The organism is Rhodanobacter sp. Soil772 (assembly GCF_001428385.1).
Lineage (GTDB): Bacteria > Pseudomonadota > Gammaproteobacteria > Xanthomonadales > Rhodanobacteraceae > Rhodanobacter.
Genome location: NZ_LMSK01000001.1, coordinates 1,344,577 through 1,360,177, shown reverse-complemented (window position 1 = coordinate 1,360,177; position 15,601 = coordinate 1,344,577). Strand labels below are relative to the sequence as shown.

13 protein-coding genes are annotated in these 15,601 nt (G+C 67.4%); all 13 read right to left on the bottom strand.

Going from position 1 to position 15,601, the window contains the following annotated elements; translation table 11 throughout:
• Positions 1–117: 117 nt before the first annotated feature.
• A complete protein-coding gene (gene dnaE / locus ASG75_RS06385) occupies positions 118–3,744 on the bottom strand; it encodes a DNA polymerase III subunit alpha (protein WP_056386758.1) in 3,627 nt (1,208 codons plus the stop codon).
• Positions 3,745–3,854: 110 nt separating this feature from the next.
• Positions 3,855–4,391: a TlpA disulfide reductase family protein gene (locus tag ASG75_RS06380; RefSeq protein ID WP_056387078.1), complete on the bottom strand. Its 537-nt coding sequence runs from the start codon at positions 4,389–4,391 to the stop codon at positions 3,855–3,857.
• A gap of 66 nt (positions 4,392–4,457) precedes the next feature.
• Positions 4,458–4,634, bottom strand: a complete 177-nt coding sequence (locus tag ASG75_RS16230; RefSeq protein ID WP_157616903.1) for a hypothetical protein — start codon at positions 4,632–4,634, stop codon at positions 4,458–4,460.
• Positions 4,635–4,838: 204 nt separating this feature from the next.
• Positions 4,839–5,039 carry a hypothetical protein gene (locus ASG75_RS06375; RefSeq protein WP_056386757.1) on the bottom strand — a complete coding sequence of 67 codons (201 nt, stop codon included), beginning with the start codon at positions 5,037–5,039 and terminating at the stop codon, positions 4,839–4,841.
• 221 nt (positions 5,040–5,260) lie between these two features.
• A complete protein-coding gene (gene rnhB / locus ASG75_RS06370) occupies positions 5,261–5,866 on the bottom strand; it encodes a ribonuclease HII (protein ID WP_200935609.1) in 606 nt (201 codons plus the stop codon).
• A gap of 43 nt (positions 5,867–5,909) precedes the next feature.
• Positions 5,910–7,127: a lipid-A-disaccharide synthase gene (lpxB, locus tag ASG75_RS06365; RefSeq protein WP_056386755.1), complete on the bottom strand. Its 1,218-nt coding sequence runs from the start codon at positions 7,125–7,127 to the stop codon at positions 5,910–5,912.
• Between the two features lie 63 nt (positions 7,128–7,190).
• Positions 7,191–7,964, bottom strand: coding sequence for an acyl-ACP--UDP-N-acetylglucosamine O-acyltransferase (gene lpxA / locus ASG75_RS06360; protein ID WP_056386753.1), 774 nt, complete (start codon positions 7,962–7,964; stop codon positions 7,191–7,193).
• Complete coding sequence (fabZ, locus tag ASG75_RS06355; protein WP_056386751.1) at positions 7,961–8,434, bottom strand: 3-hydroxyacyl-ACP dehydratase FabZ; 474 nt, start codon at positions 8,432–8,434, stop codon at positions 7,961–7,963. The genes lpxA and fabZ overlap by 4 nt, the downstream gene beginning before the upstream one ends.
• Complete coding sequence (gene lpxD, locus ASG75_RS06350) at positions 8,427–9,455, bottom strand: UDP-3-O-(3-hydroxymyristoyl)glucosamine N-acyltransferase (protein WP_056386749.1); 1,029 nt, start codon at positions 9,453–9,455, stop codon at positions 8,427–8,429. The genes fabZ and lpxD overlap by 8 nt, the downstream gene beginning before the upstream one ends.
• A 135-nt stretch (positions 9,456–9,590) precedes the next feature.
• Positions 9,591–12,017 carry an outer membrane protein assembly factor BamA gene (gene bamA / locus ASG75_RS06345; protein ID WP_056386747.1) on the bottom strand — a complete coding sequence of 809 codons (2,427 nt, stop codon included), beginning with the start codon at positions 12,015–12,017 and terminating at the stop codon, positions 9,591–9,593.
• 198 nt (positions 12,018–12,215) lie between these two features.
• Positions 12,216–13,562, bottom strand: a complete 1,347-nt coding sequence (rseP, locus tag ASG75_RS06340; RefSeq protein ID WP_056386745.1) for an RIP metalloprotease RseP — start codon at positions 13,560–13,562, stop codon at positions 12,216–12,218.
• A 36-nt stretch (positions 13,563–13,598) separates the two neighbouring features.
• Positions 13,599–14,774 carry a 1-deoxy-D-xylulose-5-phosphate reductoisomerase gene (locus tag ASG75_RS06335; RefSeq protein ID WP_056386740.1) on the bottom strand — a complete coding sequence of 392 codons (1,176 nt, stop codon included), beginning with the start codon at positions 14,772–14,774 and terminating at the stop codon, positions 13,599–13,601.
• 2 nt (positions 14,775–14,776) lie between these two features.
• Positions 14,777–15,595 carry a phosphatidate cytidylyltransferase gene (locus tag ASG75_RS06330; RefSeq protein ID WP_056386738.1) on the bottom strand — a complete coding sequence of 273 codons (819 nt, stop codon included), beginning with the start codon at positions 15,593–15,595 and terminating at the stop codon, positions 14,777–14,779.
• Between the last annotated feature and the right edge of the window lie 6 nt (positions 15,596–15,601).

The following is a 15,601-nucleotide window of genomic DNA, read 5'->3' as shown; positions in this document are numbered from 1 at the left end:
CCCCTGCGCAGCAGGGGGAGGTCAGGAGGGGGTAGGGCTCTTGATCTTGGGCTTCAAGATCAAGAGCGACCCCACCCCAACCCTCCCCTGCGAAGCAGGGGAGGGAGCACAGCGGGCTCAATCTTGTTGCTTGACGATGCGCAGGCGCGCGGCTTGCACGCCGGGCAGGGCGCGCACGGCGCGCAGCAGTTCGGGGATGGCTTCCACGCGCCAGGCTTCGCCGAGTTCGAGGTCGGCCCGGGCGTGGCGGTTGCGGTAACCGTGCAGCGTTACGCTGGTGTGGCCGCCGCGGTAGCCGGCCAGTGCGTGTTGCAGCTGGCCGATGAAGTCGGGGCCGATGCCGTTCAATTTCAGCTGCAGCAGGCGTGCATGTTTGCGGCAGGCGTCGGCCAGTGAACAGGCGCTGCGCGCGCGCAGCTGGAAGCCGCCGCCGGAGAACTCGTCGATGCGCAGGCCGCCGTCGACGACCAGCATCTCGTCGCGGGTGAGCAGCGGTGCCATCTGCTGGTATAGCTCGCCGAAGAAGCTCACCTCGATGATGCCGCTGCCGTCTTCCAGGCGCACGAACGCATCGCTGTCGCCGCGCTTGCGCACGGCGGTGACCATGCCGGCGACGGTCCACGGCGTGTCGGGGCCGCGGCGGAAGCGGTTGCCGTCGTCGTTGTCGTTCCGGCGCGGTTTCGGCGGCTGGTAGCGGTCGACGATTTCGCCGAGCGGGCAGGTCGACAGCTGTGCCAGCTCGTCCTTCCACGGGTCGGTGGGATGGCCGGACAGGTAGTGGCCAAGCGTGTCGCGCTCGCCCTGCAGTTTCCGCTCCAGCGGCCATTCCGGCACGGTCGGCAGCTCGATCTTCAGCACCGGCGTGGTGCTGGCACTGCCCATGGCGGCGCCGAACATGTCGTTCTGGCCGGACTGTTTGTCGCGCAGGTGTTGCTCGGCGGCCTTGATCGCGTCGGGCAGTTGCTGCATCAGGCTGGCGCGATTCGCGGCCAGCGCGTCCAGCGCGCCGGACAGGATCAGCGCTTCCAGCACGCGGCGGTTGAGCCGGCCCGGATCGACGCGGCGGCAGAAGCCGGCCAGGTCGGTATAGGCGCCGTGCGCGCGTTCGGACACGATCGCCTCGCACGCGCCCTGGCCGACGCCCTTGATCGCGCCGAGTCCGTACTGGATGGTCTTCGGTTCGGTCGCGACGAACATGTGGTCCGATGCGTTGACGTCCGGCGGTTGCACGGTGATGCCGATCGCGCGCGACTCGTCGAGGAAGGTCACCACCTTGTCGGTGTTGTCCATGTCCGAGGAAATCGTGGCGGCCATGAACTCGGCCGGGTAGTGCGTCTTCAGCCAGGCGGTCTGGTAGGAAACCAGCGCATAGGCGGCGGCGTGCGACTTGTTGAAGCCGTAGCCGGCGAACTTCTCCATCAGGTCGAAGATGGTGTCGGCCTTGTCGCCGCTGAGGCCGTCCTTCGCCGCGCCCTCGCGGAACTTGGCGCGCTCCTTCGCCATCTTCTCGGCGTCTTTCTTGCCCATCGCGCGGCGCAGCAGGTCGGCGCCGCCGAGCGAGTAGCCGCCCACGATCTGCGCCATCTGCATCACCTGCTCCTGATAGACCATGATGCCGTAGGTCTCTTTCAGGATCGGCTCGACACGCGGGTCGGGATACTCCACGTCCTCGCGGCCGTGCTTGCGCGCGATGAAGCTGGGGATCAGGTCCATCGGGCCGGGGCGGTACAGCGCCACCAACGCGATGATGTCCTCGAAGCGATCGGGCTTCGCGTCCTTCAGCATGCGCTGCATGCCGGAAGATTCAAGCTGGAACACCGCGACGGTCTGCGCCTTTTTCAGCAGGTCGTAGGTGGCACTGTCGTCCAGCGGCAGCTGCGAAATATCCAGTGGCGCTTCCGTGAAATCCTCGGCAGCCGCAGGCTGCCCCGAATTCCCTTCCCCTGCTTGCAGGGGAAGGTGCCCGGAGGGCGGATGGGGTCGCTTTTTCGCACGACGCACATTGATCGCCTTCACTGCCCAGTCGATGATGGTCAGCGTGCGCAGGCCGAGGAAGTCGAACTTGACCAGGCCGACCGCCTCGACGTCGTCCTTGTCGTACTGAGTCACTACGCCGCCGCCGCCGGCTTCGCAGTACAGCGGGGCGAAGTCGGTCAATGGCGTCGGCGCGATCACCACGCCGCCGGCGTGCTTGCCGGCGTTGCGGGTGAGGTCTTCGAGCTTCAGCGCCAGGTCGATCAGCGCGTGGGCGTCCTCGTCCTGTTCGTAGGCCTCGCAGAATTCCTTGACGACGCGATCAGTTTCCTTCTTCGACTTTTCCGAGCGGCCGAGTGCGTCGGACAACGTGAGATCGAGCGGACGCGGCGGCACCATCTTGGCCAGCCGGTCGACCTGGCCGTACGGCATGCTCAGCACGCGGCCGGAGTCGCGCAGCACCGCCTTGGCCGCCATCGAGCCGTAGGTGATGATCTGGCTGACGCGGTCGCGGCCGTACTTGCGCGCGACGTAGTCGATCACCTCGTCGCGGCGGTCCATGCAGAAGTCGATGTCGAAGTCGGGCATCGACACGCGTTCGGGATTGAGGAAGCGCTCGAACAGCAGGTTGAACTGCAGCGGGTCAAGGTCGGTGATCTTCAACGCCCAGGCGACCAGCGAGCCGGCGCCGGAACCGCGGCCGGGGCCGACCGGAATGCCGTTCTGTTTGCCCCAGTTGATGAAGTCCGCCACGATCAGGAAGTAGCCGGGAAAGCCCATCTTGACGATGACGTCCAGCTCGCGTTCCAGCCGCGCCTCGTAGTCGGCGAGCGTGTGGCCGGTGGCCAGCGGCGCGCTGACCAGGCGTTCCTTGAGACCTTGCCGCGCCAGCTCGCGGATGTGGCTGTCGAGGTCGTGGCCTTCGGGCACCGGGAAGTCGGGCAGGTAGTAGGTACCGAACTTCAGTTCCAGCGTGCAACGTTTCGCCAGTTCGACGGTGTTTTCCAGCGCCTCGGGCAGGTCCGCGAACAGCGCGGCCATCTCCTCGGGCGTCTTCAGGTATTGCTGGTCGCTGTACTCGCGCGGGCGTTTCGGGTCGGCCAGCACGCGGCCCTGGTTGATGCACACGCGCGCCTCGTGCGCACCGAAGTCGTCCTGCTTGAGGAAGCGCACGTCGTTGCTGGCCAGCACGGGCAGGCCGAGTTCGGCGGCCAGCGCCAGCGCGGCGGTATTCCAGTTTTCCTCGCCGTCGCGGCCGCAGCGGGTCAGCTCCAGGTACAGCCGCTCGGGGAACAGCCGGGCCAGCGGGCGCAGCTTCGCCAGCGCGGCCTCGGTGCCCTGGTTCAGCGCGATGCGACCGACTTCGCTGTCGCGGCCGAGCAGGGCGATCAGCCCGCTGCTGGCGTTGGCGCTCAACCAGCCGGCTTCGACCAGCGCGCGGCCGCCGTGCTGGCCTTCCTGCCAGGCGCGCGAGACCAGCCGCGACAGGTTGAGGTAGCCGTCGCGGTCCTGGCACAGCAGGGTGAGCCGCCACGGGCGCGGGTCGTCCGGCGCGGAGATCCACAGGTCGCAGCCGCCGATCGGCTTGATGCCGGCGGCATTGCAGGCCTTGTAGAACTTCACCAGCGCGAACATGTTGCATTCGTCGGTCAGCGCCACCGCCGGGATGCCGTCGCGCACGCAGGCGGCGACCAGCGCCTTGATGCGGATGGTCGAATCGACCAGCGAGTATTCGCTGTGCAGGTGCAGGTGGGTATAGCGGACGGTCATGCAGGTTTACGCGGTGAGTCCACGCAGGCTAACCGGCGCTGTGCCCAGCGGCAAGATTGACTTCCGCGCGGTTTGCGCAAAGCGCGGCGGCGCCCCGGATACCTGTCGGGTCAGTTTGCCGCGACCGCTGCCGGAGCGGGTGGCGGTTCAGCGAGCAGGGCGTTGATCTCGGCCACCAGACTGTCCAGCATGTCCTCGCCGTAACCGACGTGGACATGTGCCACGGTGCCATCCCGATGCAGCATCACCATCACCGGAATGCCTTCCACGCCGTAAGGCTTGCCGAGGTCGCCGTCTCGATCCCAGGTGAGCAGCAATCCCGGAAGATTCTTTCTCAGTGCGCGGGAAGCGCGCACGAAGATGTCGCGGTCCTCGCGATGGTTGATGGCGACAACCTGCAGGGGCAGACCGCGCTCGGTGGCCAGCGACTGCAGGTTCGCCAGTACCGGCAACTCCTTCATGCAGTAGCCGCACCAGGTGGCCCAGAAGCTGATCACCACGACCTTGCCGTGCAGGGACGAGACGGTCACCACTTGCCCGCGCTGGGTCGTGCCCAGAGCGTCCGGCGGCGCTTCGCCGGGTTTCACTCCGGCCCTGGCGGCGAAGCAGAGCATGAGGCCGAGCAGTGCGACGCCGATCCTGCGCATGTCATCCATCCCCCGATTGATGGCGCCAGCGTAGCAACATGCCTGGAGCGGAGAAAGGGGCCGCGGTCAGCGCGTGCCGTGGGCCTGGCCGGTGCGGCCAGCGGACGTAAAAGCCTTCCCCCTTGTGTCGATGATCACGTAGTAATCAGGCCCGTGCAGCGGCAGCGGATGCAGGTTGCAGTCGACGGGCGAGGGGCGATTTTCGTCGGTGCCGGCCGGCGCGAAGATGACCGGTTTCGGCATGGGCGGGATGGTCTGATGAGCGGTACGGGCGGGCGCTTCCGTTGCGGCATCACGGCACGACTCCTGCGGGCTTGCGTGCGCTTGTGACCGTCGAATCGACTCCCGCACCCGACCCCGGCCCGCGCCGGACGCGCCGTGTCGATGGCGGCACCGGCTGCTGCCGCTGCTGCGTGGCGATCTCATCCATGAGGCGGCCGGCCGCCATCAGACCACGTGGAACCGTTCGTATTCATCGAGACGGATGACGTAGTGGTCGAGGCTGTCCACCGCCAGTGGACGGAGGTTGTAGTCGGCGTGCGGCGGCGTCACGGTGTCGTTGACGGCGTCGCACGCGTCGACCGCCAGCGGCATGAAGGCGGTGGTCGGCATCGGTGGCGCGATGGGACGATTGGTGGAAGGCATCATGGCACGACTCCTGCTGCTGTGAGTGCGCTTGTGACGGTGCCCGGCGAGCCTCGTCCGGACGGCAGGCCGGTGTTGCCGGTGCGTCCGTGCTGATCGCGATTCCTGTAGTGAATGATGCGCCCGCGCGGGGAAAAGTTGCATAGACGAATGGGCTATGCGGATCAATCTCAGCGGGCCCGCGACCAAGCTGTTCGGGTACGGGAATCCCCCGCGCAGATCGGTCAGAACAACCGCGCCTGGTCCAGCAGCAGGCGTACCGGCGCGAAGCTGCGGCGGTGTTGCGCGCACGGTCCAAGCTGCCGCAACGCAGCCAGGTGCGCCGGGGTCGGGTAGCCCTTGTGCACGGCAAAGCCGTAGCCGGGATGCACGCCGTCCAGCGTGACCATCACGCGGTCGCGGCTGACCTTGGCCAGGATCGACGCCGCGCTGATCGCCGGTTCCAGCGCGTCGCCGCCGACGATCGCGCGACCCGGACAGGGCAGGTCTTTCGGCAACCGGTTGCCGTCGATCAGGGCCTCGTGGGCGACCGGTACGAGGCCGGCCACGGCACGGCTCATCCCGGCCATGGTGGCCTGGAAGATATTCAGGCGGTCGATCTCGTCCGTTTCGATCAGCACGATGCAGTACGCCAGCGCGCGTTCGATGATCAGCGGATACAGCGCCTCGCGCTTCGCCGCGCTGAGTTTCTTCGAGTCGTTCAGCCCGACGATCGGGCGGGCCGGATCGAGGATCACCGCAGCCACCGCCAGCGGCCCGGCCAGCGGGCCGCGGCCGGCCTCGTCCACGCCGGCAATGAAGATGCTCTTTGCGTCCGCCGCTTCTTCCATGCGAAGAGAAGGCCGGGATGGGTGCGCGGTACCTGCCGGAAGGCTATCCATCGGCGCGCTTCGCGTCGATCAATTCGGCAATCGCCGCCGCCGCGCGATCCCCCGCATGGCCTTCCAGGCCGCCGCGCAGGGCCTGGTGCAACTGCTCGAACGCGGCGACGATCGCACCGCGCCGCTCGCTGTCCTTGAACAGCGCCAGCGTGGCGGCGGCCAGCTTGTCGGCGGTGCAGTCGTCCTGCATCAGTTCGGGCACCAGCAGGCCGTCGCCAAGTCCGGCGGCACGCGCCAGGATGTTCGGCAGCGCGTAGACGTCGGTCTTCAGCATCTTCAGCGCGCGGGCGATGCGGTAGCTCAGCGGCGCGACGCGGTAACCCACCACCATCGGCCGCTTGGCCAGCATTGCTTCCAGCGTGGCGGTGCCGGAGGCCAGCAGCACCACGTCGGCGGCCAGCATCGCTTCGTGCGCGTGGCCGTCCAGCAGCAACGGGGCGGTTTCATCGTGCGGCCCGCCGGCGAGCAGTTCGCCGAGCCTGGCGCGCACCTGCGGGTTGGCGGCGGGAATCACCACGCGCAGTCCCGGCACGGCGGCGGCCACGCGCTTCGCCGCGTCGATGAAGGCCTGGCCCAGCCGGCCGACTTCGGACAGCCGGCTGCCGGGCAGCACGGCCAGCACCGGCGCCTGCTGCGGCAGCTGCAGGATTTCGCGCGCGCCGACGCGGTCGGACACCAGTGCGAAACGGTCGGCCAGCGGGTGGCCGACGAAGCGGGCGTCGATGCCGTGCTTCGCGTAGATCGCCGGTTCCATCGGGAACAGGCACAGCACGCGGCTGGCGCTGCGGCCGATCTTCTCCGCGCGCTTCTCGCGCCAGGCCCACACCGACGGGCTGACATAGTGCACGGTGAGCACGCCGGCCTGTTTCAGGCGCTGCTCCACGCCGAGGTTGAAGTCGGGCGCGTCGATGCCGACCACCACGGCCGGCTGCGCCTGCAGCAGGCGTGCGACCAGCGCCTTGCGCAGCCGCAGCAGGCGGGGCAGGTGGCGGATCACCTCGCTGAAGCCGAACAGCGACAGCTCGCGGATGTCGTACCAGGAGTCGAAGCCTTCGCGCTGCATGCGCGCGCCGCCGATGCCGACGAAGCGCGCCTGCGGGTAGCGCTGGCGCAGCGCCACGATCAGGTCGGCGCCGAGCTGGTCGCCGGAGTCTTCGCCGGCGAGGATGGCGATCAAGGGGGGCTGCGTGGAGACGTCGATGTTTTGCATTTCGTCTCCTTCGTGAAGCAAGAGCCAGAGCGCGTATTTGATTTTGCGATAAGCGCGATGCGCTTATCGCGCCAGCGCTCGCTCGCTGTGGTCGATGAATTCCAGCATGGCGCGCACGTCGTCGCTTTCGCGCGCCTGCTCGACCAGCTTCTCGCGGGCCTCGGGCAGCGGCAGGCCGGCCATGTACAGCGTGCGGTAGGCGCGCTTGATCGCGGCGATGCGCGTGGCATCGAAGCCGCGGCGCTTCAGGCCCTCGCTATTGATGCCGCGCGGGCGGCCCTGCTGCTCGTTCGCCATCATCACGAACGGCGGCACGTCGTGGCCGACCAGGCAGCCCATGCCGATGAACGCGTGGGCGCCGACCTTGCAGAATTGATGCACGCCGGAGTAGCCGGAAAGGATCGTCCAGTCGCCGATCTCCACGTGCCCGGCCAGTGCCGAGTAATTGGAGAACACCACGTTGTTGCCGATCTTGCAGTCGTGCGCAACGTGCACGTAGCCGAGCACCCAGTTGTCGTTGCCGATGCGGGTGATGCCGCCGCCGTGGCCGGTGCCGCGGTTGATGGTGGCGAATTCGCGGATCAGGTTGCGGTCGCCGATCACCAGTTCGGTGCGTTCGCCCTGCCATTTCTTGTCTTGCGGCGCGCCGCCCAGCGAAGCGAACTGGGTGATGCGGTTGTCGCGGCCGATCTTGGTGGGACCTTCGATCACCACGTGCGGACCGATTTGCGTGCCGTCGCCGATCTCGACCTCGGCGCCGATCACGCTGTACGCGCCGACACTGACGTTGGCGCCGATGATGGCGGAAGGGTCGATCAGCGCAGTGGGATGGATCATTTGTGGGCCCTCGCGGCGCACATCAGTTCACAACTGGCCACTTCCTTGCCATCGACCAGGCTGCGTGCCACGAACAGGCCCATGCCGCGCACCAGGCGCTTCTGGCTGACTTCGAAGCGCAGCTGGTCGCCGGGAACCACCGGTGCGCTGAAGCGCGCGTTGTCGACCTTGACCAGGTAGAACAGCGGGCTGCCCTTGTCGCCCTTGAAGCGGCGGCTCAGCTGGGTCAGCAGGCCGGCGGCCTGCGCCATCGCCTCGATGATCAGCACGCCGGGCATCACCGGGTGGCCGGGGAAGTGGCCCTGAAAGAACGGCTCGTTGATGGTCACGTTCTTCAGCGCGACCACGCTGATGTCGGGCACGATCTCGACCACGCGGTCCACCAGCAGGAACGGGTAGCGGTGCGGCAGCAGTTCCTGGATCTGCTCCACGTTGATCGGCAGTGCCATGAAGTCGCTTTTTTCACTCATTGTTGCTGTCCTTCTCCAGCGCCGACAACCGGCGCGCGTACTCGTCCAGATGTTTGAAGCGCGCCGCGTTCTTCCGCCACTGGCGGTTGTCCTGCAGCGGCACGCCGGATGAATATTCGCCGGGCTCGCGGATCGAATGCGTGACCAGGCTCTTGGCGGTAATGGTAACCCGGTCGGCCAGTTCGAGATGGCCGAGCACGCCGGCGTTGCCGCCGATCATGCAGTAGCGGCCGATCTTCGCGCTGCCGGCCACCGCCGCACAGCCGGCCATCGCGGTGTGCGCGCCGACGTGCACGTTGTGGGCGATCTGGATCTGGTTGTCCAGCCGCACGTCCTCTTCCAGCACGGTGTCGTCCAGCGCGCCGCGGTCGATCGTGGTGTTCGCGCCGATCTCGCAGTCGTCGCCGATGCGCACCCCGCCGAGCTGCGGCAGCTTGACCCAATGATCCTTGTCGAAGGCGAGGCCGAAGCCGTCCGAGCCGATCACCGCGCCGGGATGCACCAGTACGCGCTGGCCAAGCGTGACCCGGGTGACCAGGGTGACCCGCGCCACCAGCCGCGACTGTGCGCCGACCGTGCAGTCCTCGCCGATGATGCAGTGCGGGCCGAGCACGACGCCGTCGCCGATCACCGCGCCGTCCGCGATCACGCAGCCGGGGCCGATACTGGCGCTGGCACTGACCTGCGCCCCGGCGGCGACCACGGCGCTGGGATGGATGCCCGCCGGCGCGGCCGGCAGCCGTTCGAACAACGCGGCGATGCGCGCATAGGCGACATACGGATCCCGCGCGACCAGTGCCGCCGTCGGGCAGTCGGCGAGGTTTTCCTCGCGCAGCACCACAACGCCGGCGCGGGCGGCGGCCAGCTGGGCGGTGTACTTGCTGTTGGAGAGGAAGCTCAACTGGCTGGGGCCGGCGCCGGCCAGCGTGCCGACGCCGTCGATGACCCGCGCGCCATCGCCGCTGAAGCTGAGGCCGAACCGTTCGGCCAGCTCGGCCACCGTGAAGTTGATTGCGCTCATGCTTGCTCCGGAACCTGCCGGCCATTGTAGGGGGTGGCGCCACGGCGTGCAGTGCGCCAGGCCGGCAAAAGCAGGCCGGCAAAAGAAAGCGCGGCGTGGCCGCGCTTTCTTCGGTCCCCCGACCTTCGGGTCAGGTCAGAACTGGCTGCCGAAGGTGAACTGGATGCGCTCCTCGTAGTGGCGGTCGGCTTCCTTCGAGCGAAGCGGGATGGCGAAGCTGATGATCAGCGGGCCGATCGGCGCCTGCCATTGCAGCGACAGGCCGGTGGAGGCGCGCAGCTCCTTGGCATCGAAGCTCTTGTAGTCCTTGTAGACGTTGCCGACGTCCATGAACCAGGACACGCGTGCGGTGTTGACGTCCTTCAGGAACGGCAGCGGCAGGAATACCTGCGCGGTGCCGAGCACCTTGAACGAGCCACCGATGGGTTGCGCGTAGTAGGCGCCGTTGTTGCACATGCCGTTGGCGCCGGGAGCGCTGCCGTCGATGCAGACCCGCGGCCCCAGCGTGTTGTCCTGGTAGCCGCGCACGTCGCGCACGCCGCCGGCGTAGTAGTTCTGCCAGAACGGCAGGTCCTGGCGCATGTCGGTGATGATGTGGCTCTGACTGGGGTTGTCGGCCTTGCTGGCCGCCGCCAGGGCATCGTAGGCATCGTCGGTGATGCCGTTCTTGCCGTAGGTCTTGCCGTAGCCGACCTGGCCATCGAGATACAGCACGAAGCCCTTGCCGATCGGCCAGTAGTGGTTGAGCTCGGTGGAAAGCTTCCAGTACTGCACGGTCGAGCCGGGCAGGGCGACGTCGGTCGAGGCCGAGATCAGGCCGCCGCGGGTCGGTGCCCAGTAGCCGTTGCGGGTGTCGTGGTTCCAGCCCAGCGTGCCGGTCCAGGTATGGATGGTCTTGTTGCCGATCTCGTTCTGGTAGTCGATCAGCACCAGCGGGCTGTAGCCCGGGAACAGGTTGACCTTGTTGCTGCTGATGCCCAGGCCCACGCGCACGCCGTCGGTCTCGCTGATCGGAATGCCGAGGTAGGTGGAGAAACTCTTCGCGCTGGTGGCGTAGTTCGCGAAATCGGTATTGCCGTAGTCGGTCTTCGAGTACGAGGCGCTGTAGCCGATACCGATGCCGCTGTCGGTCAGGTAAGGGTTGTAGTAGTTGAGGCCGAGGCGGGTGTAGTAGCTACTGCGCTCGCCGCTGATCGAGAAGCTGTCGCCGCTGCCGAACAGGTTGTTCTGCGACACCGAGGCATTCAGGATGATGCCGGAGTACTGCGAATAGCCGACGCCGAACTGCATGCTGCCGGCGGACTGTTCCTCGACCTTGACCGTGACGTCCACCTTGTCCTGCGTGCCCGGCACCAGTTTCTTGTCGACGTCGACCGTCTTGAAGTAGCCAAGCTTCTGCAGGCGGATCTTGGAGCGGTCGATCGCCGCCTGCGAGTACCAGGAACCCTCGAGCTGGCGCATCTCGCGGCGCAGTACGCCGTCCTCGGTGCGCGTGTTGCCCTGGAACACCACCCGCCGCACGTACACGCGCTGGCCGGGCTCGACGTACAGGGTCAGGTCGACCGTGCGCTTTTCCTTGTCCAGCTTCGGGATCGGGGTGACCTTGGCGTAGGCGTAGCCGATATTGGCCAGCACCGCCTTGATCGCCTTGCTGCTGGCTTCGACCGCGGCGCGGTTGAAGGTCTCGCCCGCCTTGACGAAGACCAGCTGGCGCATGGTCTTCTCCGGCAGGATCAGCTCGCCGAGCAGCTTGACGTCGGCGACCTTGTAGATTTCGCCTTCCTTGATGCTGGCGTCGATGTACATCGCGCGCTTGTCCGGCGCGATCGCCACCTGGGTGGAGTCGACGCCGAAATCGGCGTAGCCGCGGTCCATGTAGTAGGACTGCAACTTCTCCAGGTCGCCGGAGAGCTTTTCGCGCGAATACTGGTCGTCCTTCGAATACCACGACATCCAGTTGCTGGTGTCCGATTCGAAACCGTCGCGGATCTGCTTGTCGGTGAACGCGTGGTTGCCGAGGATGTTCAGTTCCTTGATCTTGGCCGCCTTGCCCTCGCGGATCTCGATCTCGACGGCGACGCGGTTGCGGTCCAGCCGGGTCACGTGCGGGTCGACCGACACGTTGTACTTGCCGCGGTTGTAGTACTGCCGGATCAGTTCCTGCTGCACGTTGTCCAGCGCCAGCCGGTCGAAGGTCTCGCCTTCGGTGAGGCCGATTTCCTTCAGGCCCTTCTTCAGGTCGTCGGTCTTGATGTCCTTGTTGCCGCGCAGGGTCAGCTTGGCGATCGACGGCCGTTCGACCACCTTGATCACCAGGATGCTGCCTTCGCGGTCGAACTCGACGTCGCTGAAGAACTTGGTCCGGTACAACGCGCGAATGGCCCGCTGGGCCCCGTCGTTGGTCAACTGGTCGCCCTTGTTGATCGGCAGGTAGTTGTACACGGTACCGGCGGAAATCCGGCTGAGGCCGTCGATGCGGATGTCCGACACCACGAACGGGTCGAACGCGAACGCATTGGCGGAGAGGGAGGCAAGCAGGATCAGCGCGGCGATACGCTTCATCGTCGATTCCGTTGGGTTATTTCGATGGAGCGGCCAGCGCGGCCGCCCCGATCAACGCATGAGGCAGGGACGAGCCCTGCCTCGAAAGAGAGTCCGCATTCCGCGGCAGGAATGCATCGCTTGACACGCCGCCGCGCCGTACTGCGGCTGGCGCGGGCTGGCGTGTCGTCGACATGCTGCAGTCACCGGACATCGGTGTCACGACAGCAGCATGCGGTGGATGTCGTTGTAGAACGCCAGCCCCATCAGGGTGAACAGCAACGCCAAGCCGATGTACTGACCGACAATCATCGCCTGTTCGCTGACCGGACTGCCTTTGATCAACTCCACAAGATAATACAGCAGGTGTCCGCCATCCAGGACCGGGATCGGCAACAGGTTGAGGATCGCCAGGCTCAGCGAGATCAGCGCGAGGAACTGCAGGAACCAGGGCAGGCCCATGCTGGCCGAGGCGTTTGCCACTTCGGCGATGCCGATGACGCCGGACAGGTTCCGGGTCGAAGCCTCGCCGGTGAGCATCTTGCCGAGCATGCTGAAGGTCTGCGTGGTGTTGCGCCAGGTGGTGTCGAATGAAGCGGCCAGCGCCTTGACCGGGCCGTAACTCACGGTAGCCGCTTCGGCCGGCGGGGCGCCGACGCCCATCACCCACTTCTGCGGCTGGCCTTCCAGCGATTCCCACTTGGCGGTGACGTCGAGTTGCTGCGGCCGGCCGGCGCGCTCGATGCCGATCGCCAGTTTGGGCGACTTGACGGCTTCGGCCTGGACCAGCTTGCCTAACGCGATGAAGTCGCTCACCGGCTGGCCGTTGACGCTGACGATGCGGTCGCCGCCCTGCATGCCGGCCAGCGCGGCCGGCTGGCCGGGCATCACGGTGGCGGCGATCGCCGGTGGCGGCGCCAGCTTCAGGCCGAGCTTGCCCAGGTATTGGTCCACGGCCTGGCCCGGCGGCAATTCGTCCAGCGGCAGCACCAGCTCGCGCGAGCGTCCATCCTGGCCGCGCACGGTAAACGGCAGCGGTGCCCGCCCGAGCAGGGCGTTGGCCACCGCGTCCATCGAATCGGTCCAGGTGGTGACGGCGCGGCCATCGATGCTGAGGATGCGGTCGCCCGGCTGGATACCGGCGCTGGCGGCGAGGCTCTGCGGCGTCGCGGTCACCACCGGTGCCACGTCCGGGCGGCCCAGCATGAACATCAGCCAGAACGCGGCGATGGTGAAGATCAGGTTGAAACCCGGTCCGGCGGCGACGATGGCGATGCGCTTCCACACCGACTTGCCGGTGAATTCCTGCCCGCGCAGCGCAGGGTCGACCTCGCCCTCGCGCGCGTCCAGCATCTTGACGTAGCCGCCCAGCGGGATCGCGGCGATCTGGTACTCGGTGCCGTCGCGGCCGACACGCTTCCAGATCGCGTTGCCGAAACCGACCGAGAAGCGCAGCACCTTGACCCCACAGCGGCGCGCGACCCAGTAGTGGCCGAATTCATGGAAGGTCACCAGCACGCCGAGCGTGACCAGCAACCAGAACACCGAGCCGAAGAAGGAAGTCATCAAGTACCGTGGCGAAAAGTCATCGAAGCAAGAATATCAGCAAGCATTGCGCAGAACGCGGCGAGCCGCCTCCCGGGCCGTGCGGTCGCGTTCACAAAGAGTTTCAACATCGACCACGGCTTGCGCCGGCAGTTCCGCAAGCACGGCCTCGACCACGTCGGCGATCGACAGGAACGGCAGCGCGCCGGCCAGGAAGGCTTCCACCGCCACTTCGTTGGCGGCGTTGAGCACGGCCGGAGCATCGCCGCCGGCACGCAATGCCTGGAACGCCAGCGCCAGGCAGCGGAAGGTGGCCAGGTCAGGCGGCTCGAACTGCAGCGGGGCGCAGGCGGCCAGGTCCAGCGACGGTACGCCGGATTCGACCCGCTCCGGCCACGCCAGCGCGTGCGCGATCGCGGTGCGCATGTCCGGGTTGCCGAGCTGGGCCAGTACCGAGCCGTCGACGTACTCGACCATCGAGTGCACCAGGCTCTGCGGGTGCACCACCACGTCGATCGCCGCCGCCGGTGCGCCGAACAGGTGGTGCGCCTCGATCACCTCCAGGCCCTTGTTCATCAGGGTGGCCGAGTCGACCGAGATCTTGCGCCCCATCACCCAGTTCGGATGCTTGCAGGCCTGGTCCGGCGTGATGTCGGCCAGCTCGGCGCGCGTGCGGCCGCGGAACGGGCCGCCGGAAGCGGTCAGGATCAACCGGCGCACGCCGCTGCGGTGCAGGCCGGGGCGCCCGCCCGGCAGGCACTGGAAGATCGCGTTGTGTTCGGAGTCGACCGGGATCAGCGCGCCGCCACCGGCAGCGACCGCTTCCAGCAGCAGCGGGCCGGCCATCACGATGGATTCCTTGTTCGCCAGCAGCAGGCGCTTGCCGGCGCGCGCGGCGGCCAGGGTGGATTCCAGCCCGGCGGCGCCAACGATGGCGGCGACCACGGTGTCGCACAGGTGGCCGGCGGCAGCTGCGGTCAGCGCGGCGTGGCCGCTGGCTACTTCGCAGCGCACGCCGGCGGCGGCCAGTCGGCGCGACAGGTCCGCTTCCAGCGCCGGGTCGGCGATCACCGCCAGGTCCGGCCGATGCTGCACGCACAGGGCCACCAGCGCCTCGACCTGGCGATGCGCCGTCAGCACGCTGGCGCGAAAGCGCTCCGGGTGACGCGCGATGACGTCAAGCGTATTGCCGCCGATCGAACCGGTGGCGCCGAGAACGGCGATGTTGCGCATCTTCAGATGTCCAGCAGGAGCAGGCCGGCGGCGAACACCGGCAGCGCGGCGAACACGCTGTCCAGCCGGTCCATCAGGCCACCATGGCCGGGGAAAATGGTGCCCGAATCCTTCACCTGGGCATGCCGCTTCATCAGGCTCTCGATCAGGTCGCCGACGATCGACACTGCCACCGTCACCGCGGCCAGCAACGCCAGCGCGAGCAGTGCGGCACCGCGCACGCCGAGCAGCCAGCCGCCGGCCTCGGCGACCAGCACGCCGGCCACCATCGCGCCGTACGCGCCGGCCCAGGTTTTGCCGGGGCTGATCTGCGGTGCCAGCTTGCGCTTGCCGAATGTACGGCCGCTGAAATACGCGCCGATATCGGACGCCCACACGATCACCAGCGCCAGCAAGGTCCACCAGTGGCCGTGCGGCGCGCGCGCGTGGATGCTGACCAGGGCGACCCAGGTCGGGAAGATCACGAACGCGCCGGCGAGCAGCTTCAACGCGAGATTCTCGCGGGTCGGCGCCGCGGCGAACGCGAAATGGCGCAGCCACAGGCAGGCCAGCAGCCACCAGGCTACGCCGGCTATCAGCAGCAGCGGGGTCAACGCCGTGGCATGGGCGCGCCACAGCAAGGCGAACACGGCCGCCGCCACGACGAGCAGGGCGATGCGCCATGGGCGGCTGCTCAGGCCGCTCAGCTGCGCCCATTCCCACCAGGCAGCCAGGAACGCCAGCGCAACGATGGTCGCGAAGATGCCGGTCGGCGGCAGCAGGATGATCAGGATCGCCAGCGGCGCGAGCACCAGGGCGGTGAGAATGCGCTGAAGCAGCATGGAAAT